Origin of the sequence: Halovenus aranensis, assembly GCF_900100385.1 — an archaeon.
Classification (GTDB): domain Archaea; phylum Halobacteriota; class Halobacteria; order Halobacteriales; family Haloarculaceae; genus Halovenus; species Halovenus aranensis.
This window is the reverse complement of sequence record NZ_FNFC01000001.1, coordinates 294,233-312,968: the sequence shown is the minus strand read 5'-3', so window position 1 is coordinate 312,968 and position 18,736 is coordinate 294,233. Positions and strand designations below refer to the sequence as shown.

At 63.0% G+C, this 18,736-nt stretch carries 23 protein-coding genes; 13 read left to right on the top strand and 10 right to left on the bottom strand.

The features are described from left to right. Positions 1-48: 48 nt before the first annotated feature. The 3 genes from BLR34_RS01615 to BLR34_RS01605 are packed head-to-tail and all read right to left on the bottom strand — an operon-like array spanning position 49 to position 2,234. On the bottom strand, positions 49-798 hold the full coding sequence (locus BLR34_RS01615) for an ABC transporter permease (protein WP_176765200.1): 750 nt from the start codon (positions 796-798) through the stop codon (positions 49-51). Further along, positions 795-1,523: an ABC transporter permease gene (locus BLR34_RS01610; RefSeq protein ID WP_092698745.1), complete on the bottom strand. Its 729-nt coding sequence runs from the start codon at positions 1,521-1,523 to the stop codon at positions 795-797. The genes BLR34_RS01615 and BLR34_RS01610 overlap by 4 nt, the downstream gene beginning before the upstream one ends. After that, the gene (locus tag BLR34_RS01605) at positions 1,524-2,234 is read right to left on the bottom strand and encodes an ABC transporter ATP-binding protein (RefSeq protein ID WP_092698743.1); all 711 of its coding nucleotides are present in this window, start codon (positions 2,232-2,234) and stop codon (positions 1,524-1,526) included. A gap of 54 nt (positions 2,235-2,288) precedes the next feature. Between BLR34_RS01605 and BLR34_RS01600 the strand changes: the two genes are divergently transcribed. The 5 genes from BLR34_RS01600 to BLR34_RS01580 are packed head-to-tail and all read left to right on the top strand — an operon-like array spanning position 2,289 to position 5,731. After that, positions 2,289-2,837 carry a GbsR/MarR family transcriptional regulator gene (locus BLR34_RS01600; protein ID WP_092698741.1) on the top strand — a complete coding sequence of 183 codons (549 nt, stop codon included), beginning with the start codon at positions 2,289-2,291 and terminating at the stop codon, positions 2,835-2,837. 42 nt (positions 2,838-2,879) lie between these two features. Next, positions 2,880-3,290, top strand: a complete 411-nt coding sequence (locus tag BLR34_RS01595) for a VOC family protein (RefSeq protein ID WP_092698739.1) — start codon at positions 2,880-2,882, stop codon at positions 3,288-3,290. Positions 3,291-3,336: 46 nt separating this feature from the next. Beyond that, on the top strand, positions 3,337-4,221 hold the full coding sequence (locus tag BLR34_RS01590) for a prenyltransferase (RefSeq protein WP_218120825.1): 885 nt from the start codon (positions 3,337-3,339) through the stop codon (positions 4,219-4,221). Positions 4,222-4,236: 15 nt separating this feature from the next. Further along, positions 4,237-5,106 carry a bisanhydrobacterioruberin hydratase gene (gene cruF / locus BLR34_RS01585; RefSeq protein WP_092698737.1) on the top strand — a complete coding sequence of 290 codons (870 nt, stop codon included), beginning with the start codon at positions 4,237-4,239 and terminating at the stop codon, positions 5,104-5,106. Positions 5,107-5,155: 49 nt separating this feature from the next. Next, positions 5,156-5,731, top strand: coding sequence for a hypothetical protein (locus tag BLR34_RS01580; protein WP_092698735.1), 576 nt, complete (start codon positions 5,156-5,158; stop codon positions 5,729-5,731). A gap of 3 nt (positions 5,732-5,734) precedes the next feature. Here BLR34_RS01580 and BLR34_RS01575 read toward each other — a convergent pair whose 3' ends face one another. Together BLR34_RS01575 and BLR34_RS01570 are read right to left on the bottom strand one after the other, a co-directional pair. Next, complete coding sequence (locus tag BLR34_RS01575) at positions 5,735-6,319, bottom strand: AsnC family transcriptional regulator (RefSeq protein WP_092698733.1); 585 nt, start codon at positions 6,317-6,319, stop codon at positions 5,735-5,737. A gap of 154 nt (positions 6,320-6,473) precedes the next feature. Continuing rightward, positions 6,474-7,160, bottom strand: a complete 687-nt coding sequence (locus BLR34_RS01570; protein ID WP_092698731.1) for a metal-dependent transcriptional regulator — start codon at positions 7,158-7,160, stop codon at positions 6,474-6,476. A gap of 103 nt (positions 7,161-7,263) precedes the next feature. On the opposite strand from BLR34_RS01570, the gene BLR34_RS01565 reads away from it, so the two are divergent. Beyond that, positions 7,264-7,656, top strand: coding sequence for an Hsp20/alpha crystallin family protein (locus BLR34_RS01565; RefSeq protein ID WP_092698729.1), 393 nt, complete (start codon positions 7,264-7,266; stop codon positions 7,654-7,656). Positions 7,657-7,729: 73 nt separating this feature from the next. Then, positions 7,730-7,855: a hypothetical protein gene (locus BLR34_RS17480; protein ID WP_281240898.1), complete on the top strand. Its 126-nt coding sequence runs from the start codon at positions 7,730-7,732 to the stop codon at positions 7,853-7,855. Positions 7,856-7,857: 2 nt separating this feature from the next. On the opposite strand, the gene hflX is transcribed toward BLR34_RS17480, so the two are convergent. From hflX to BLR34_RS01550, 3 genes are all read right to left on the bottom strand, one after another. Further along, on the bottom strand, positions 7,858-9,111 hold the full coding sequence (gene hflX / locus BLR34_RS01560; RefSeq protein WP_092698727.1) for a GTPase HflX: 1,254 nt from the start codon (positions 9,109-9,111) through the stop codon (positions 7,858-7,860). Between the two features lie 225 nt (positions 9,112-9,336). After that, a complete protein-coding gene (locus BLR34_RS01555; RefSeq protein ID WP_092698725.1) occupies positions 9,337-10,206 on the bottom strand; it encodes an ATP-grasp domain-containing protein in 870 nt (289 codons plus the stop codon). A 46-nt stretch (positions 10,207-10,252) separates the two neighbouring features. Continuing rightward, a complete protein-coding gene (locus BLR34_RS01550; RefSeq protein WP_092698723.1) occupies positions 10,253-11,221 on the bottom strand; it encodes an FKBP-type peptidyl-prolyl cis-trans isomerase in 969 nt (322 codons plus the stop codon). A gap of 110 nt (positions 11,222-11,331) precedes the next feature. Between BLR34_RS01550 and cyaB the strand changes: the two genes are divergently transcribed. From cyaB to BLR34_RS17475, 4 genes are all read left to right on the top strand, one after another. After that, complete coding sequence (gene cyaB, locus BLR34_RS01545) at positions 11,332-11,895, top strand: class IV adenylate cyclase (RefSeq protein ID WP_092698721.1); 564 nt, start codon at positions 11,332-11,334, stop codon at positions 11,893-11,895. A 93-nt stretch (positions 11,896-11,988) separates the two neighbouring features. Next, positions 11,989-13,194, top strand: coding sequence for a methionine adenosyltransferase (locus tag BLR34_RS01540; RefSeq protein WP_092698719.1), 1,206 nt, complete (start codon positions 11,989-11,991; stop codon positions 13,192-13,194). A 48-nt stretch (positions 13,195-13,242) separates the two neighbouring features. Further along, positions 13,243-14,445, top strand: a complete 1,203-nt coding sequence (locus tag BLR34_RS01535) for a tRNA sulfurtransferase (RefSeq protein ID WP_092698717.1) — start codon at positions 13,243-13,245, stop codon at positions 14,443-14,445. A gap of 50 nt (positions 14,446-14,495) precedes the next feature. Next, the gene (locus tag BLR34_RS17475) at positions 14,496-14,618 is read left to right on the top strand and encodes a hypothetical protein (protein ID WP_281240897.1); all 123 of its coding nucleotides are present in this window, start codon (positions 14,496-14,498) and stop codon (positions 14,616-14,618) included. Position 14,619: 1 nt separating this feature from the next. Here BLR34_RS17475 and BLR34_RS01530 read toward each other — a convergent pair whose 3' ends face one another. Beyond that, entirely contained in the window at positions 14,620-15,198 is a 579-nt protein-coding gene (locus BLR34_RS01530) for a response regulator (protein WP_092698715.1), read from the bottom strand. Positions 15,199-15,395: 197 nt separating this feature from the next. On the opposite strand from BLR34_RS01530, the gene BLR34_RS01525 reads away from it, so the two are divergent. Further along, complete coding sequence (locus BLR34_RS01525; protein WP_092698713.1) at positions 15,396-15,749, top strand: winged helix-turn-helix domain-containing protein; 354 nt, start codon at positions 15,396-15,398, stop codon at positions 15,747-15,749. On the opposite strand, the gene BLR34_RS01520 is transcribed toward BLR34_RS01525, so the two are convergent. Further along, positions 15,750-17,969: an amino acid permease gene (locus BLR34_RS01520; protein ID WP_092698712.1), complete on the bottom strand. Its 2,220-nt coding sequence runs from the start codon at positions 17,967-17,969 to the stop codon at positions 15,750-15,752. Between the two features lie 263 nt (positions 17,970-18,232). On the opposite strand from BLR34_RS01520, the gene BLR34_RS01515 reads away from it, so the two are divergent. Continuing rightward, positions 18,233-18,724 carry an Lrp/AsnC family transcriptional regulator gene (locus tag BLR34_RS01515; protein WP_092698710.1) on the top strand — a complete coding sequence of 164 codons (492 nt, stop codon included), beginning with the start codon at positions 18,233-18,235 and terminating at the stop codon, positions 18,722-18,724. The last annotated feature ends 12 nt before the right edge of the window (positions 18,725-18,736 follow it).

The following is an 18,736-nucleotide window of genomic DNA, read 5'->3' as shown; positions in this document are numbered from 1 at the left end:
CGACACATATAATTGGACGGTTTCGGCCACTTTTGTCCAGAGTTGTGGCTACTGGACGAGCGAGGCGAGCAGCGCAACAGCCGAGACGACGGCAACGACGACGACACCCCAGCCGGCGTGTGAGACGGCGACAGTTTCCGAGAGGGAAGCGCTGACAGCGAGTTCAGCGGCGTGGTGGCCGGGAAGCCAGTCGGCCCAGCCCGGAGACTCGCCGAGGGGCAGACCGAGCAGAAGGATGTCGAACATCGGAACGAACAACAGCAGGTAGACACCGGCCATCCGGTCGATAAACTGTCCCGCGAGGACGCCGACGCTGCCGTAGGTAGCCCCAGCTACCACCAGTGAGAGCAGGAACCACCCAGGGTGTTCCGGAACGCTGTAGACCAGCGTGACCGCGAGCGAGACAGCCACGACGACGGCGGTTACGGCAGCCAGCAGGCAGAGGCGAGCGACGAGCAACTCCGCTCCCCGAAAGCCGACGACACGCAGGCGCTCGTCGATTCCACGCGAGCGCTGGACGAGAAACATCCCCGCGATACCGACCAAGAGCGCGCCGGTGACCGGCCCCATGAGCGCGAGCATCAGGCTCACGAGGTCCGTGTCGACGGTCGCGGTTCCGTCCGCGGTAGCGACCGCAACCCTGACCTCGTCTGTCGGGACCAGCCATCCCCACAGTCCGATGAAATACACCGGCAAGAAGACGAGCAATCCGAGTAACACTGGGTCGCGTAATACCTCCTTGCCCGCGACGACCGTGGCGGTCCGGACCCGGGACTGCCCCCCACGAGCCATAGTCACGTCAAATCACCCCCGTGGGCGACGAGCACGACACCAAGCACGGCAAGTGCACCTGCGTACCCGAGGACCGTCGCCACGTCTCCGCCCGAGACGGTGCCGCCGTAGACGGCCTCGTGGAGCATATCGTGTGGCGTCGCCAGCGGGAAGTAATCGAGGACGGCGCTCTCTGTCGGCACGACGCCGATTGACCCGAAGGAGTCGATATCGGCCAGAAACACCAGGACGAGCGACCCTTCCAGTTCACGCCCGAAGAGCGCACCGAGACAGACCCCTACGAGGGCGTAGACGAGTGCGGCCCCCAGGAGTGCGCCAAAGGCCACGAGCGGTCGTGCCGGCGTCACGTCGGTTCGGACCCAGAAGGTGACGAACGTGATGCCAGCGACGAGTCCGCCGGCAATCAGCACGGTCAGCAGGCGGGCGAGAAGGACCTCCGCCGGGTGATAGCCACAGACGACCAGCCGCCGGTCGGACTGTGCCGTGCCGACGACCTGAAAGAGACCGAGTAGCCCGGCAAGAAACGCCGTCGCGAACAGCGCGCCGCCGAGGTCGGCGGCCCCCGGCGTGAGGTCGATGCCCGGTGCCGCCGAGATGGGGTCGACCGCGAGCTCGTACATGAAAATCACCGCGGGCGGGAGCGCGACCAGCAGAGCGACGTTCATCGGCTTCCGGAGAAACGCCCGGAGGCCTGCGCCGACGGCCGCCCGCTGCCGTGGCGCGACAGCCATTTAGCTCACCTCCTCGCTGTCGGCAACGTTCTGACGTTCGAGGCTGCCGTCCTGGAGTTCGTAGATGCGGTCGAACCGGTCGTGTTCCTCGACGAAGTGGCTGATGACCACGATAGCGGTCCCCTGGGCGGCTAACTCGTCGGTGAACTCCCAGAACGTCTGGTATGTCTCCCAGTCGAAGCCGGTGTAGGGCTCGTCGAGTAACAGCACGTCGGGCTGGTGGAGCAGCGCAACCGAGAGGTTTACCTTCTGCTGGTTGCCTCCGCTCAGGTGGTCGACCCGCGTGTCGAGATACTCCTCGTACTCGAAGCGGTCGGCGAGCCAGGCCTGTCGCTCACGAATCGTCGCGCTGTCTAACCCGTACCCACTGCCAAACAGTTGCATCGTCTCGCGCACTGTCAACCGGTCGTAGAGGAGCGTCTCCTGTGGACACCAGCCAATAGTGCCACGGCGCTCGACCTCACCACCGTCGCGTTCGAGAACGCCGACGAGAATCTTCATCAACGTCGATTTTCCCGAACCGTTGCCACCGACGATACCGACCAGCTCTGACTCGTTGATAGTCAGCGTTGCCTCCGTCAACACCTCGACGGTCCGCCCGAACGGCAGCCAGGAGTCGTAGGTCTTCTCGATGTCCGTCCCGCGAATCACCCACTCACTTGTCGTCGTCTGGTCGTTGTCGGGTACTGACTTGTTCTCCAAATTCGGCATTTGCCGAATATTCTGTATAAACCTATTTATCCGTTACGGTCAAACCCAGACGTGATGGGTGAGAACGGAGACGACCCCGATGAGGTGGCGACTGCACGCGAGGAAGTCATCGAAGCGATGGCGACGACGGCGGAGATGTACGGGACGAAACGGAGTCTCGGTCGGCTCTATGGCATTCTGTACTTTGCGGACGGGCCGCTCTCGCTCGATGGCCTAGCCGAGCGCAGCGACTACGCCAAGTCGACGGTCAGTTCGGCGATGTCGACGCTCGAACGGTATTATTTGGTGAAGCGGCGGTCGCTCCCCGATGAAGGGAAACGCGCCTTCTTCGAGGCCGAACGCGACTGGTGGGAAGTGACCAGACGGTGGCTCGAAACGGAGGGACGACGCGAGGTGATGACGATGAATCGGGCGCTGGATACGGCACAGCGACGGCTCGAATCCAGCGACAGCCCCGAGGCGGCCCACGACCTCGCGCGAGTGTCCCAACTACAGGAGTACTACGACCAGATAGAGCAGTTCGTCGACCTACTCTCCGGGCTCAGTTCCGAGGAGATGATGGCGCTTGCCGAAACGATGGACTCCGCCGGCAGCGAGAGGTAGCCGAACCGCTACTGTTTTGCTAGCAAGAGTCGAGGTGTGAGCGTGGGGTACGACCATGCCGATACCGAACACGCGGGGGCGCTCCATCACGTCGAACTGTGTACATCCGATCTCGCGTCGTCGCTGGATTTCTGGGAATGGTTCCTGACAGAGTTGGGGTACGAGCAGAAAGACGACTGGGACGGCGGTCGGTCCTGGGACCGTGGTCCGACCTACGTTGTCCTGAAAGCGGCCACAGACGACCGCCCGTTCGACCGTCGGGCTGCCGGGTTGAACCACCTCGCGTTTCATGCCAAGTCCCGACAACAAGTCGACGAACTCACCGAAACAGTTCGCGAGCGCGACGACACGAGCGTGCTCTACGAGGAGCAACACCCCTACGCGGGTGGGTACTACGCGCTCTACTGTGAGAGTCCTGCCGGAATGAAGGTAGAACTCGTCGGACCGGCGTGAGCGCGGTACCGTCGTCTTTAGTAGTTTGGCGACCACATCGACAGACGTGAGCGACGTGACAGAGCGCCTCAAGTGGCTGGCCCCCTCCGAGCGGACGTTCGCGGGCTATCTGTTCTGGCTCTCGCGCCCGCGGTTCTGGCTGTATCTCGCGGGGCCGGTCATCGTCGGCGTGGCCTACGGTGCCCCGACGACGAGTGAGTTCTTTACGCCGCTCTCTATTGCTCTGTTCCTGTATTTTCTGCTTCCGGCGAACGTCTTCCTGTACGGCGTCAACGACCGCTTCGACGTTGATATCGACGAGTACAATCCGAAGAAATCCGAGGGCGGCCGAGAAGTGCAGTACTCCGGCAGCAATCGGGTGACAGCTATCGTCCTCGTGTGTGGTGCGCTTGGCGTGGGCTTTGTCCCGGTGCTGCCGGCAGAGAGCGCCGTCGCGATGGGCGCGTTTTTGACACTCGGGGCCGCCTACAGCGTGCCACCGTTGCGGTTCAAGACGACGCCGGTACTCGATTCGGTCTCGAACGGGCTCTATGTCACGCCAGCTATCGTCGCCTACGGAGGCGTCGCCGGGACAGCGCCGCCGCTGCTCGCGGTCGCCGGCGGGTGGGTCTGGGCGATGGGGATGCACACCTTCTCCGCGATACCGGACATCGACCCCGACCGCCGGGCCGGCATCACGACGACGGCAACGCTACTCGGGGAGCGTGCGACACTCCTGTACTGTGCGGCCTGCTGGCTGGCGGCCGCCGCGCTGATGGGCGTGGTCGACCCGCGGCTTGGCGTGGTCTTTCTCGTCTACCCCCTGTTCGTCGGCGTCATCGACCGCTTCGGGGTCGACATCGCTCGCGCGTACTGGTGGTTCCCGATTTTGAACACGTTCGCCGGCATGGCACTGACGATGGGTCGGCTCTGGGTGATGCTGTATGGATAACTGGAGGCGGTCTCGATGACCGACGGCGCCGAACAGGTGACGCTCGACAGAGACGGACTCTCTCGCGCGCTCTCGGACAGGGAAACGTTCGAGGCGACGCTCGACGCGCTCGTCGACGACAATCGGTTCACCATCGCGGTGGTCTTCCCGCTTATCGGGGCCGTGACCCTGCTCGCCAGCGCGCAGGGACTGCTCCCACCCCTGCTGTCGTTCAATCCGGCGCTGGTGTTGTTCGGGGTGTTCGTGATGCGGGTCCCGCTGGTATCAGGCGTGCTCCCGCTGGTCGACCGACGCGGGGCGGTAGCGCTGGCGCTTCTGTTCGCGTACACCTACGCAATCGAGTTTCTCGGCGCGACGGCGGGCGTCCCCTACGGCGAGTTTAGCTACAACATTTCACTTGGACCGATGCTCGCGGGAACGATTCCGGTGGCGTTGCCGCTGTTTTTCGTCCCGCTGGTGGTCAACAGCTACCTGCTCTGTCTGTTGTTGCTCCGTGGTCGGGCGGCCTCGCCACTCGTTCGTCTGCCGGTCGTCGCCGCGACAGTCGTCGCTGTCGACCTGGTGCTCGACCCCGCGGCGGTCGCGCTCGGCTTCTGGGAGTTCGCCGAGGGTGGCTTCTACGGCGTTCCGCCGATGAACTACGCGGGCTGGGTCCTGAGTGCGGTCGTTTCGACGGTACTCATCGACGCCGCCTTCGACAGAGAGCGGCTACGCGAGCGCGTCGAGACCTGCCCGTACATGCTCGATGATATGGTCAGTTTCGTCCTGCTGTGGGGCGCTATCAACGCCTTCTACCAGGCGTGGGTGCCCGTCGCCATCGCCGCCGGATTCGGCGTCGCGCTCTTAGAGACCGACCGCTTCGATTTCGACGTCGTGCCGCTGTGAGGGCTGGGTCAGCAGAGTTAAGCCCATCGCCGATGACAGACGGACAGGCATGGGACGGGGACAGTCGGACGTACAGAAACTACTCGCGTTTATCATCGGCATCACCGTCCTACTGGCAGTGCTTCCGGCGGCGTTTGGCGTCGCCGGCGTCGACATCCGCGACGCGTCCCTTAGGGACGACAGAACGACCGCCGAGTCGGAGCGCCCGGACGGTGGCTTGCTCGTGCTCTCGTCGTACGGCAGTGCGATAAACGACGACCGGACCAGTGTCGGTACCGTCGAGTTGCTGGTCACACCCGCCACCGAGAGCGTCAACGTCAGCGACGTGACGGTGACCTGGGACGGGAGCGACCGCTACACGCTCGCGCCGCCACAGGTGGGAGCCGGCGACGCATCCTTCGGCGTCGACCCCCTCGAGGGCGGGGCGGAACTCCAGCCGGGCGAGCGACTCGTTCTCCAGTTCGACCGCGGGACCGACGACCTCGACGGCGTACAGTACTTCGGCGACCGCCTCACCCCCGGCGAGACGGTAACGCTCACGATTACGACAGGCACAGGGGCAGAAACGACGACGACAGTTCGGGTGCCCGACCCCCTCCCGCCCGGCGTCGCGGTCCGCCTCTGAGGGTTACGCGGCATCGCTGAGCCGGTCGTACTGCGCTCGGAAACTCTCCAGACAGGACGAGCAACAGAAGTGATACACCGTCCCGTCGAATGTTTCGCGTTCGCCCTCGGTGTCGACAGTGTTCCCGCATTCGACGCAGTCGGGAGCGAGTTCGGCGTGGTCGAGCTGTGGTGTCCACGACGTTTCCGCGAGCAGTTGCACGTCGTACGAGCGGACGGCATCGCCCACCCCCTCGAAGAGCTCCGCACTGTCGCCGTCGGTGACTGTGGCGGTACAGACGAGCGTCTCGTCGGCGGTGCGAAAGAGGTGTTCGACCGCAGGCTGCTCGCGGAGCTGTGTTTCGAGTCGTTTGCCAGTCCCAGGCCTCGCCCGAACGGTCACGAGTACCGGCGTCCCGTCGCGTAACAGCCCTCTGTCCAGGTCGACGGTGAACCGCCGGATGAGCCCGAGTTCCCTGAGGCGGTCGATACGGTCAGAGACAGCGGGTGCCGAAAGGCCAACGGTTTCGGCGATATCGCTGTACGAGCGGCGACCGTCTTCGAGCAAGAGCCGGAGAATGTCCCTGTCGGTGTCGTCGAGTCCGCGCATACACGTACTGTTCGTCCGTCGTGAAAAAAGCGTTCGGCGTGGCACTCAGAGTGGTTCGTGGGAGCGTTTTCGCCACGACAACACCAGAGAAATAGCCCTAAATGACAGTAGTCTTCCTATGCGGTGGTCACGGAAATTACCGCGATAATCGCGGTTAAACCGTCTCGGCAACGTCGTCAGGGGTCGCCGGCGTGACGTGGATTGACCCGGCGATATCGTTCGGAATCGAGACAGTGGTATCGTCGGCAAATCGGACCGTCACCATTCCAATCGGAGCCACTTCGTCGACGGTGAGTTCAGTCCCCGGCGTGAGACCGGCATCTTTGAGATAGTCGAGTTCCTCGGCGTTGCGGTCCCGGACCCGTCTGACGACGACCGCCGCGCCTTCGTCGTACTCGTCGAGTCGTCCGCCGTCTGTCTCTTCGAGGGGGTCGAGACTGTCGGTCGGAATCGGGTCGCCGTGGGGGTCGACTGCCGGGTCGTCGAGCGCGTCTGCGACGCGGCGCTCGAACTCCTCGCTGATGTGGTGTTCCAGCCGGTCGGCCTCGTCGTGGACCTCTGCCCAGTCGTAGTCCAGTTGCTCGGCGAGATAGGTCTCGATGAGGCGGTGGTGACGGAGGACTTCGAGTGCGACGGTCTCTCCCTCGGGCGTGAGTTCGACGCCGCTGTACTTCTCGCGGTCGACGAGTTCGCGGTCTTCGAGTTTCTCCATCATGCTCGTGACCGTCGGCGGTGTCACGTCCATATACTCCGCGATGCTGGAGGTCGAGACAGGAGCGCCGTCAATCTCTTTGAGTTCATAGACCGTTTTCAGGTAATCCTCCATCTTCGCGCTCAGCATTGTTGTCGTCGCTAGCGCGGTTCCGATGAAAAAGATGGCGACTGGTCATTCAAGCAGAATGCGGTGCCGAAGGCTTTTGAGTGTGATAGCCCTAGCAGATTGTATGAGAGACGACCGCGACGACCCGTTTGACGAGTTCTTCAGCGAAATCGAGCGCATGATGAACGAGATGATGGCCGGCGACGGCGACGTGCATTTCGAGCGGAACACGCCGGGAAGTCAGGACACCGCCAGCGACGTTCACCTCGACATCCACGAGGGAGACGACGAGGTTCGCGTCGTCGCGGATATTCCTGGTATCGAGAAAGAGGATATCGACCTGAAATGCGACGGCCGAACCCTCCATCTGGACGCGACCGGCGACGGCCGTACGTACCGCGAGCAGATTTCCCTTCCGGTTCCAGTCGTCGAAACCTCCGCACAGGCGACGTACAACAACGGCGTCCTCGAAGTCGTCTTCGACCACGACGACGACTCGACGAGTATCGACATCTGAGTTCCCGTCTCAGTAAATACGCCCCGGATATTGTGGGCTGGTCTCTACAACCGACCAGTGTCTGTACTGGCGTATGGGAGCGACACAATCTCTTCCACTCAACAGTGACGACCTCCAAGAACAGGTGACGTGGGCGGTTGCCCTCTGGCTGCTGTTGACGTTTACACTGGCGATTACCCTGACGCTGTTTCTCCCGTAGCTTCAGGGAGTGAGGCCGTCGAGTCGGGCCCGCGCCTGCTCGATTGTCTCGGGCCGTGCGGTCACCTCGACGTGTGCGGCCTCGCTGTCGTAGGAGACGGTTACGTCAGCGGCCTCGTCGTGCAGCCACGAGAGCAGTGACATGGCGTCGTCAGACAGCGGAAGCGTCAGCGTCGTCTCTTCGAGCGCGGGGAGCGTCGCACAGATGCTCGACTCCAGAGCATCGAGGTTGTCACCCTCTTGGGCACTGACGAGCACCGGATTCGACACGAGGTCGCCGACGGCGTCACGTCTCTCCTCGCGCGTCTCACCGGAGACGAGGTCTGCCTTGTTGAGCGCAGTCACCACCGGCGGGTGGTCGTCACCGAGGGCGTCGTGGACCGCGGCCAGTTTCCGCCGGAGTTCGTCGGTGGGCTGTGCGATGTCGGCTACGACGACGACAGCGTCTGCCTCCTCGACGGCGGTCAGCGTGTTCCGGAACGATTCGACCAGCCAGTGGGGCAGGTCGTCCAGAAAGCCCACGGTATCGGTCACGAGCGTCGACCGACCCGAGAGAGACGCCCGCCGCGTGGTCGTCTCCAGAGTCTTGAACAGCCGGTCCTCGACTGCCGCCGTCTTCGCGAGGTCGTCGTGACCCGTCTCCTCGAGTGTCATCTCGTCGGCCAGTTGGCGCAACAGCGTCGACTTGCCGGCGTTCGTGTAGCCGGCCAGCGCGACCAACTCGAACCCTTCGTCCCGCCGCTGTTCTCGGTGTTGTTCGGCGACCGAAGGGAGGTCGTCGAGCTTGCGTTCGAGTTCGTCGATACGGTCCAGCAGGTCGTAGTACCGCGTCCCGCTCTCGGTGAAGCGATTGAGTGCGCCCTCGTCCGAGCGTTCCCGGACGCGGGGCAGACGGTATCGAAGCCGCGCGAGTTCGACCTGGAGCTGTGCCCGGCGCGTCCTCGCTTGGTCGGCGAAGATTTCGAGAACGACCCGGTGTCGGTCAACGACGTGTGCGCCGACGGCGTCTTCGAGTGTGACCGTCTGTCCCGGCGTCAACTCGGCGTCGACAACGACCGTGTCCGCGCCGGTCTCGTCGACTACGTCCCCGATTTCTGCGACCTTGCCCGGGCCGAGTTCAGTCCCCGGGTCGGGCGGGCGCTGCTGTGTCACCTCGGCTACGACCCGCGCGCCGGCAGCCTCGGTCAGTCCGCGTATCTCGTCTGTCTCTGGCGTCTCGTCTGTCGTCCGTTGTGCGATAATTGCCGTCTGTAACATGTGTGTGGACGGCTGCGATGCTGTGTCGCTGTTCCTCCCCGGCGAACAAAGCGGTCGCTGGGGGTAAATCGAGCAAAACGGGCGTCACCGACGCGCTAGCTGTTCGGCAGCCTCACGAACAGCCAGGGCGTCGACAACCCCGTTAGAAAGCGGAGAGCTCCATGCTGTCAACGAGTTTTCTATCTATCGACAAAAAAGTGTCGTGAGAAGAGATAACACGGCCCGTCACGTCTGTGCCCGCACGAGGGCAGCCACGTCGTCCCAGAAGCCGGATTCGTATTTCGTCGCCGAATCGATAGTGGGGCGAGCATTTGTCTCGTTGACGACGGCGCGGTCGTCGGTGACGAGCAGGTCGATACCGAGCCAGGAAATCCCCATCGCGTCGGCGGCCGCCTCGGCCAGGCTTCGGTGGTCGTCCTCGAGGGCGACCCCGGTGGCCTCGGCCCCACGGTGGACGTTGTGTTTCCACCCTCCTGCGGCGAGTGCCTCGTCTGGAAGCCGGCGTTCGACTGCACCCACGGCCTCGCCGTCGACGACCATGACCCGAAAGTCTCGCGCGTCGGGGAGATACTCCTGGACGAGAAACGACTGGTCGCCGGTGGCGCGGTAGTCGTGGACGAGATCGAGGTAGTCACAGATACCGAGAAAGCTGTCGAGGTCATGCGCCCGTGCCACACCAGTCCCTCGGGTCGTCGAATTCGGCTTGACGACCACCGGCCCGTCGAATCGCTCGAACGCCGCCGTCAGTGCCGCCTCGTCTGTGGGGTTCGAAACGACAACGGTCTCGGGCGTCGGGACGCCTGCAGTCGAGAGTCGAGCAAGCGCTTCGCCCTTGTGACGAGAGCGCAGAATCTCTTCCCGTCCGTTCACCCACGGCACACCGAGCAGTGCGTCAGCGACACCCCCCTCGGCAAGCCGCGAGGGATAGACAAAGCCCACGTCGAAGCCGTCCGCGTCGAAGGCATCACTCCCCGTATCGAGCGAGAGAGTGCGCTCTGTCGTCTCGACGTGGACGGCTTCGATATCACGTGTTCGCAGAGGCTCTTGCATCCGGTCGTAGGTTTCTGCCGCGGTCGCTACCGCCAGTCGGAGCATACCGAACACAGCGGTCTGGCAAGGAAAAGAGTTCGTGGTCAGTCCGTTATTCCAGTTCCTCGGCGAGGTCGTCGGCGTCGATGTCGGCGTCTTCGAGCGCCTCTTCGAGGTCGGCACCGCCGGCACCGCCCATGCCGCCCATCATGCCGGGCATGCCCATCGGACTGTCCTCGATAGTCTCCTGGACGATGATGCGGTCGATGCCGAGCAGGTCGATGAGTTCCTGACCAATCTGCTGTTTTTGCATCATCCACTGCTGGTTCATCGTCAGCTGCGGGGTCGCTTCGATGTACAGCGACTCTTTCTCGACCTCGACGGTCTCGTACTCGGGCTCGCTCTCCTCGTCGTCTTCCGCTTCCTCGTCCTCGTCCTCGACGAGCTGTTCTTCCTCGACGGTCTCGGTCTCGAACCACATCTCGAGGTCGAGACCGAGGTACATGTCGACCAGCCCTTCGGCCATCTCCATGCGGTCGTCGACGGTGTCGGCAATCTCGTAGTCGTACTCGATGTCGTCGCCGGCGAGGGGGTGATTGAAGTCGACGCGTGCGCGGCCGCCGACGATTGTCTCGACGAAGCCGTCGTCACCGTCGACGGTGACCTGTGCGCCGGGGTAGCGGTCGTCTTCCGGAATCTTGTCCTTGCTGATGGTGCGGACCTGGTCTTCTTCGAACTCGCCGAAGGCTTCGCCTGCGGGAACGGTCACGGTGCCTTCCGTGCCGACCTCCTCGCCGCGGATATCGTCTTCGACGCTGGCGAAGATGTGTCCCTGTCCCAGAACAATCGTTCGCGGACCGAACTCTCGCTCGTCGTCGTCGATGCCTTCCTCCTCTGCGACCTCTTGGGAGGTCGTGTCGACGAGCTGGCCGTCTTCGATAGTGCGAGCGGTGTACTCGAGACGGACGAAGTCGTCGTCCTGCAGTCCGGATGTCTGTTCGTCTTCGGCGGCTTCCTCCTCGATTTCGGGCTCGTCGTCGGCCTGTGTCTGCTCGTCCTCGGCCTCGGATTCGTTGCTCATACCGTTTTGGTCAGTCGTTGTACTCTTAAGGACACCGTTTCGCCCCGCTCATGGGAGCATATGACACCAATATCAGGTCGCTTTTCACGCCGCCACCCCCACCCACGCCCATGTACGAAGTCGAGATGAAGGTCCCAGGAAACCACGACCGCGTCACAGAGGCACTTACAGACGCGGGCGCGACTCACCTCGGGGCTGTTAGGCAGGAAGACACCTACTACGACGCGCCAGACCGAGACTTCGCGACGACCGACGAGGCGCTCCGAATCCGACGGGAGACAGTCGACAGCGAGTGTCGAACGGTCGTGACCTACAAGGGGCCACTTGTCGACGACCACTCGAAGACACGGAGCGAAGCCGAGACCACCGTCGACGACGGCGAGTCGATGCGAGCGGTACTCGAAGGACTCGGGTACGAGCCAGCCGCCAGGGTCGCCAAAGACCGCGAGCGATACGAACTCGACGACTGCGTCGTGACGCTCGATGCAGTCGAGGGACTGGGCGACTTCGTCGAAGTCGAACGCGACGTGCCGAGCGAGGCCGACGTTGCGGCGGCCAGAGAGCAAACCGCCGGCGTCCTAGAGACGCTCGGTCTCCATCCCGACGACCAAATCCGCACCTCGTATCTGGATTTGTTGCTAGAAGAGACTGCCCGCGACGCCGACCCGCAGTGACTGGCTCCCGACCCGTGTGATAACTCCCGTGCATCACGGCGACGTTCGACGTTTTCGTAAGTTATAGACGCGCCGGTAGCGAACCGGAGAACAATGACCAATCGGAACATCCGCGTCGAGGAGACAGAAGGAATGGCCGTCGAGGACGAGCACGTCGAAATTGTCGAGCGAAAGGGAATCGGACACCCCGACTCTATCTGTGACGGGGTCGCAGAGGCGGTGTCGCGGGCGCTCGCGCAGACGTACCTCGACCGCTTCGGGAAACCGCTCCATTTCAACACGGACGAGACACAGCTCGTCGCCGGGACGGCCGCGCCGGCTTTCGGCGGCGGTGAGATGCTCGAACCCATCTACCTGCTCATCGTCGGCCGGGCCACCAAGGAGTACGACGGCGAGCGGATTCCGGCGGAGACAATCGCGCTCCGGACCGCCCGCGAGTACCTCGACGAGACGTTCCCGTATCTCGACGTCGGCTCCGATATCGTCATCGACGTGAAACTCGGCGAGGGAAGCGGTGACCTCCAGGACGTGTTCGGCGAGGACGGCGAGGCCGTTCCGATGGCAAACGACACGAGCTACGGCGTCGGCCACGCCCCGCTGACCGAAACCGAGCAAATCGTCTACAATACCGAACACAAACTGACCACAGAGTACGCGGCGGACAACCCTGTTGTCGGTCAGGATGTCAAGGTGATGGGCAAACGCGAGGACGACCACATCGACGTGACAGTGGCCGTGGCGATGGTCGACGAACACGTCGCCAGCCTCGAAGCGTACCAGGAAGCGGTCGCGGGCGTCAAAGAGTACATCGAGGGACTCGCCACGGAGTACACCGACCATGACGTAACCGTCCACGTGAACACCGCCGACGACTACGAGCAAGGGTCGATATACCTGACGACGACTGGCCTGAGCGCCGAACAGGGCGACGACGGCTCTGTCGGCCGTGGCAACCGTGCTAACGGCCTCATCACCCCCAACCGGCCGATGAGTATGGAGGCCACGAGCGGCAAGAACCCTATCAACCACATCGGCAAAATCTACAACCTCCTGAGTACCGATATTGCCGAGGCAGTCGCCGCAGACGTCGAGGGCCTCCGGCAGGTCCAGATTCGCCTGCTCTCACAGATTGGGCGACCAATCGACCAACCCCACGTCGCCGACGCCAAGGTCGTGACGAGCGAGGACGTGACCCTCGAAGACATCCGCTCCGACATCGAGGCGACAATCGACGAGGAACTGGCCGACGTGACCGACCTGACACGGCGGGTCATCGACGGCGAACTCTCGACGTTTTGAGCGAGCGGAGTCAATATCCGTTTAAACCTCGACGCGTTTCTCCCGGACATGCACCCACCCGGAGCAGACACCGTCCTCGTCCGCTTCAGCGGCGAGGTCGGCGTCAAGAGCCAGTCGGTCCAGCAACGGATGGAGCGACAGCTCCGGACGAACCTCAGACGGATGCTCGACCAGCGCGCGGTCGACGCCACCGTCGAGGCCGAGTTCACCCGGCTGTACGTCAGAACTGACCCCGACCAGATAACGGCGGCCACCCGCGCGGCTCGGTCGGTGTTCGGCGTCTCGTCGGTGAGTCCGGTCAGAGAGAGCGAGCCAACGATGGCAGCCATCTGTGACCTGCTGCGAGAGGCGGCCCGGGAGCGGTACGACGGCGGGACCTTCGCAGTGCGGGCACGCCGGGCCGGGCAGCCAGACGCTCATCCCTTCTCGAGTACGGACATCGAGCGGGAGGGTGGCAGCGCGGTCGCGGCGGCCGCCGAAGCAACGGGTGTCGACCCGGTTGTCGACCTCGACGACCCGGAGCTCACGTTCGGCGTCGAGTGCCGGCCAGAGCGTGCGTTCGTCTATCTCGACCGACAGTCTGGCCCTGGCGGGCTTCCTCTGGGAACACAGGAGCCCGTCGTCGCACTGGTCAGCGGCGGTATCGACTCGCCGGTCGCGGCCTGGGAACTGATGAAACGCGGCTGTCCGGTGATACCCGTCTACGTCGACCTCGGACGATTCGGCGGCGTCGACCACCGGGCGCGCGCAGAGCGGACGATGCAGTGTCTCACAGAGTACACGCCTGACGGGCTGACGCTGTGGGCGGTCCCCGGCGGCGAGGGGCTAAAACGAATCACCGAGGCCGCCGAGCGCTACCGGATGCTTCTCGCCCGGCGGTTCATGCTCCGGATTGGCGCAGCGGTTGCCGACAGGACCGACGCTGTCGGCGTCGTCACTGGCGAGTCCGTCGGGCAGAAATCGAGCCAGACAAGTGCCGCATTACGGGTTACCGGTGCGGCCATCGACTACCCGGTCCACCGCCCGCTCGTGTCACTCGACAAAAGCGAGATAACGGAACGAGCGCGAGCCATCGGCACCTACGACGAAGCGACCATCGACGCCGGCTGTCATCGCCTCGCGCCCGACAACCCGGCGACACAGCCGCCGCTGTCGACAGTCCGGGAGGTCGAGCCAGCGGACGGAGAGCGTCTGGCCACCGAGGCCGTCGAGAACGCCGAACAGGTTGCAATCTGGGGCGAGAGTTTCTGAGAGAGAAACGAATCGTCGTGGTTTATTATAGAGGCGCGAGAAGGTTATGTATGGTCTCAAAGAAGACACTCACCGCAGGAATCGCAGTGGCAGTCGTCCTCGCGTATACGCTCAGCCGGTGGAAGAGCTCGCCCGACCCAATCGAAGACGAAGTCGAACACACTGAACCGTAAGCTACCGACCTTCTCGGCCGATTGCTGCAAACTCGTCGAGGGACTCTGTTACGTCGTCGAGTAGTCGCCGAACCCGCTGTTCTAGGTTCGCACAGCTGGCGGCGATTTCCTGATACCGGTCGTGGTCCTCGCGGTCCTCGCGGGGAATCTCGGCAGCAATCACCCGTCGTTTGGATTCGACGCCGAAGTACTCCCCGAGCAGTTCGTACCCCAGAATCTCGCACTGCTGTCGAACCGCAGCGCGGACATCTTCGCGGTCGATAGGCTTACAGAGGTAATCGTCGAAGGGCATATCCAGTACGTCGAAGCCGGGGTCGATAGCCGTCACCATGATGATTTTGCCGTCGAAGCCCCGGTCGTCGAGTTCGTCGAGTACGTCGTCCCCTGACATTCCCGGCATATGCCGGTCCAGCAAAACAATATCGACGGGGTCGTCCTCAATTACCGAAAGCGCCGTCTCGCCGTCGTATGCTGTCTCGACCTCGCACAGACCCCGAAGCCTGAGCGCGTATGCGTCCGCCACTTCTTTTTCGTCGTCGACGATGAGCGCGATTGGACGGTCCGCAGTCGTCTCGTTCATAGGCGTTTCTTACGAAACTGGTTTGGAGTCGGTACACATAATGGCTGGCATTTAGACGAATGCGACAGTCCGTCCGGCACTGCTGTTACTTCTCGGTCGCCTCAGTCGGACGTTTCTTTATAGCTAGATACGGTTTGGCGGTGTACTCTTCGTAGTTAGCACTGGATAATACCATTGGTCGATACTTTTATAGAAATATGTTGCAGAACCGTCCCCGCGACCGGACCGCGCCGGCAGCGACCGACGAAGACAGCGACGGGACCGAAGAACTGTCGACGAGCGTGCTGCTGGAGCTGCTGGGTGATGAGTACACGCGCTCGGTTCTCAGGGTTGTCGCCGACCAGCCACGGAGCGGGACCGAAGTCGCCGACCGGACGTCGATGTCGAAACCGACCGCGTTCAGACGGCTCAACCGGCTGTCAGAGGTCGGTCTGGTGACGGTTCAGCGGCGTATCGATACCGAGCAGGGCCACCATCACAAGGTATACGAGGCGAATCACGAACACCTGGACGTCGAGTTAGACAGCCTCCTCGGAGAGTTCGACGACTAACTACCCGACGAGACGGCGAACGCGCCGCCAGAGTCGCCTGCGGAACGGAACTTCGGGTTCTTTGACGACGAGTACCGACGTGTCGGTTTCAGCTGCGACGTAGTCGGTCGTCTGGCCGAAAAACTCCCGGTACCGTCCCGGGTGTGCCGGGGCACCCATCACCAGCAGGTCGGCCAGGTCGGCCCGACTGACCAGGGCCGTCTCGACATCGTTCGTTCGAATCAGCTCTGTCTCGACCGGCGCAGAGAGGAGCGTCGCCAGGTCTGACAGATACTCCTCGGCGGACACGGTCGCCGACTCGGAAGCATCTTCTGGAATCGCCTTGACGAGCGTGAGCGACGCTCCGGTTGCAGCGGCGATGGCATCTGCGACCTCTACCTCTGCGCGGTCGTATGGGCCGGTTCCCGTCGCGACGACGATATCGCCGATTGCGCCCGTCCCGCGGTCTTTGAGGACAGCGAGCCTGACGGGAAACGCCGAGCGTAGAATCTCGTCGACGTGGCTTTCTCGAAGGTGGTGTTTACGAATAGGGTCCTCCCAGTCGACGACGACCAGCTCTGTCCGGTCGTCGACACTCCCCAAGAGCGCGTCTGTGCGGTCGTGGGCCCGGACGTGGTCGAAGACGACCGCGTGGTCTCGCAAGGCGAGTTCGTGCTCGATGGTCTCCTGCCAGTCGTCGTCGACGTCGTGGGCGGCCTCAGACAGCGGGAGTTGTGGCGCGACCTCGGTTATCGTGAGTACGTCGAGGTCGGCATCGAGCCGGTCGGTAAACGCCCGCATCACCGTAAGCAGGTGTGGGTTCGTCTCGCCCTCGACTGTCTCGACGAGGACGTGTGGCCCGAGGGTTGCGTCGTTGCCGACTTCGCCTGTCTTTTCTTCGATAGAGCGCCGGTACTGTGCCCCGAGCAACTGGTCTCTGATATCGTGGTCGGGTTCGACGGGGTCGCCGACCCAGGTCTGAACGAGATACCAGACTGCACCCAGCACGACGAAGCCGACGGCAGTCAGCTGTGAGAGCAGTCCCATGAACGGAATCAGCGACAGGGCGGCCACAGCACCCGCAAGCGGCAACGCCGGCGAGAGCGGCGTCCGGTAGTCGGGGTCGTACCACTCTGGCTGTGCACTCCGGAGCAAGACGACAGTCACGTTGAGCAAGACGAAGACCAGAATGCCGAACGTTCCCCCGAGCTTTGCCAGCTTCTCGACGTCGAGAGCCACCACGAGCGTGACCATCGCCCCGCCTGTCAGCCAGATAGATAGCGAGGGCGTGCCAAATCGCGGGGACGAGCGCTCGAAAGCCGGTGGAAGGAGGTTGTCACGCGACATCGCGAAGGGGAATCGTGAGGAGGTCAACACCGCCGCGTTGGCCGTCGACACTGTTGCGAGCACTCCGGCGAGTGCGAGCACAGAGCCGCCAAAGCTCCCGAGAAACCGGCCACCCGCTTCGGCGACGGGTGCCGAGCTCTCGGCAATCTCGTCTATCTCCATCACCCCAGTGACGATGAGCATCACCAGAATGTACAGCAGCGTGACGAAGATGACCGCTCCGAACATCGCCCGTGGGAGCGTCCGTCCGGGGTCTTCGACCTCTTCGGCGACAGCCGTCGCTTTCACGATGCCGAGATAGGAGATGAAGACGAGTCCGGTCGTCGAGATGACGCCCTCTGTTCCGGAGATGGCGAAATTCGACCACCGGCCCGGGTCGGCGGCAAAGAATCCGCCGCCAGCGAAGACGGCGAGAATCGCGACGAGGCCGACGACGACGGCGTTCTGTAGCTGGCCGCTCTCCTCGGCACCGACCCAGTTGACCAGCGTCAGCGCCAGCCCTCCCGCGAGCGCGACCCCGAGTGCCGGTACTTCGAGAAACTCTGTAACGTACCATCCCAGTCCGACGAGCGCGAACGACCCTTTGAAGATGAGCGATATCCAGGCACCGAAGCCGACCACTGCGCCGACCAGCGGCCCCATCGCCCGACTCGTGAAGTAGTACGAGCCACCCGACTGTGGCATTGCCGTCGACAGCTCGACGGCACACATCGTGGCGACCAGCGCAATCAGCCCCGCGAGTCCGAAAGAGAGCGCAGCCGCCGGGCCAGCTCCCGCTGCTGCTGGCCCTGGAAGGATGAAGATGCCGGCCCCAATCATCGTTCCGGCAGTCACGGTAAAGACGGCGAAGACGCCGAGGTCCCGGCTCAATTCGGTATCATCTGTCCCGACCACTCTCACCACCCCTCTGTCGTGTGGCCGACCGTCGGACGGTCTCGACGTGTAGTACCTCCGGGCCGGGCGACAACGTGAGCACGGGCTATCGAATTACGCAACACGAACACACTGAATATCGTTTTGTCTTCTTAGTATTTAAATAGGCTGCCTATCCGTTAGCTCACAGAACTAATACTGTTGTATTGATTATTACAGACTGCTTCAGTGCGGGAGACAGAGAGGAGAAAGATTGATTCGACTCGCATCGGAAGACCGGGTAGATGAACGGGAGATTAGACGAGGTCGACAAGATGATTCTGTTTGAGTTACAGAAAAACGCCCGTGACACGTCCTCGAACGACATCGCCGAGCAGATTGGCCTGTCGGCGAGCACGGTCCGCAACCGCATCTCGAAGCTCGAAGAACAGGGAATCATCCGGGGGTATCACGTCGATATCGACTACGAGCGGGCGGGATACCCGCTCTATACGAAGATTATCTGTACCGCACCAATCGACCAGCGCGAAGAACTCGCCGAGAGCGCAATGGAGGTCAGAGGTGTGACCGCTGTCCGGGAGATAATGACCGGCGAGCGGAACATCTACGTCAACGCTATCGGCGAGGACCACGACGAACTCAGCCGCATCGGGCGAGAGTTGACCGACCTCGGCCTGACTGTAGTCGACGAGCAACTCATCCGCGACGAGTTCGTCTGCCCGTTCCACGGCTTCCTCGGGGAGCACCCTGACTGTCTGCCGGGCGACGAGAGCTGACCGCTGTCATCT

What these genes read in the sequence shown, in the direction of transcription:
- BLR34_RS01610 (WP_092698745.1), bottom strand. Translation starts at nt 1,523, where the DNA reads ATGGCTGTCGCGCCACGGCAGCGGGCGGCCGTCGGCGCAGGCCTCCGG.
- BLR34_RS01605 (WP_092698743.1), bottom strand. Translation starts at nt 2,234, where the DNA reads ATGCCGAATTTGGAGAACAAGTCAGTACCCGACAACGACCAGACGACG.
- BLR34_RS01600 (WP_092698741.1), top strand. Translation starts at nt 2,289, where the DNA reads ATGGGTGAGAACGGAGACGACCCCGATGAGGTGGCGACTGCACGCGAG.
- cruF (WP_092698737.1), top strand. Translation starts at nt 4,237, where the DNA reads ATGACCGACGGCGCCGAACAGGTGACGCTCGACAGAGACGGACTCTCT.
- BLR34_RS01580 (WP_092698735.1), top strand. Translation starts at nt 5,156, where the DNA reads ATGGGACGGGGACAGTCGGACGTACAGAAACTACTCGCGTTTATCATC.
- BLR34_RS01575 (WP_092698733.1), bottom strand. Translation starts at nt 6,319, where the DNA reads ATGCGCGGACTCGACGACACCGACAGGGACATTCTCCGGCTCTTGCTC.
- BLR34_RS01570 (WP_092698731.1), bottom strand. Translation starts at nt 7,160, where the DNA reads ATGCTGAGCGCGAAGATGGAGGATTACCTGAAAACGGTCTATGAACTC.
- BLR34_RS01565 (WP_092698729.1), top strand. Translation starts at nt 7,264, where the DNA reads ATGAGAGACGACCGCGACGACCCGTTTGACGAGTTCTTCAGCGAAATC.
- BLR34_RS17480 (WP_281240898.1), top strand. Translation starts at nt 7,730, where the DNA reads ATGGGAGCGACACAATCTCTTCCACTCAACAGTGACGACCTCCAAGAA.
- hflX (WP_092698727.1), bottom strand. Translation starts at nt 9,111, where the DNA reads ATGTTACAGACGGCAATTATCGCACAACGGACGACAGACGAGACGCCA.
- BLR34_RS01555 (WP_092698725.1), bottom strand. Translation starts at nt 10,206, where the DNA reads ATGCTCCGACTGGCGGTAGCGACCGCGGCAGAAACCTACGACCGGATG.
- BLR34_RS01550 (WP_092698723.1), bottom strand. Translation starts at nt 11,221, where the DNA reads ATGAGCAACGAATCCGAGGCCGAGGACGAGCAGACACAGGCCGACGAC.
- cyaB (WP_092698721.1), top strand. Translation starts at nt 11,332, where the DNA reads ATGTACGAAGTCGAGATGAAGGTCCCAGGAAACCACGACCGCGTCACA.
- BLR34_RS01540 (WP_092698719.1), top strand. Translation starts at nt 11,989, where the DNA reads ATGACCAATCGGAACATCCGCGTCGAGGAGACAGAAGGAATGGCCGTC.
- BLR34_RS01535 (WP_092698717.1), top strand. Translation starts at nt 13,243, where the DNA reads ATGCACCCACCCGGAGCAGACACCGTCCTCGTCCGCTTCAGCGGCGAG.
- BLR34_RS17475 (WP_281240897.1), top strand. Translation starts at nt 14,496, where the DNA reads ATGGTCTCAAAGAAGACACTCACCGCAGGAATCGCAGTGGCAGTCGTC.
- BLR34_RS01530 (WP_092698715.1), bottom strand. Translation starts at nt 15,198, where the DNA reads ATGAACGAGACGACTGCGGACCGTCCAATCGCGCTCATCGTCGACGAC.
- BLR34_RS01525 (WP_092698713.1), top strand. Translation starts at nt 15,396, where the DNA reads ATGTTGCAGAACCGTCCCCGCGACCGGACCGCGCCGGCAGCGACCGAC.
- BLR34_RS01515 (WP_092698710.1), top strand. Translation starts at nt 18,233, where the DNA reads ATGAACGGGAGATTAGACGAGGTCGACAAGATGATTCTGTTTGAGTTA.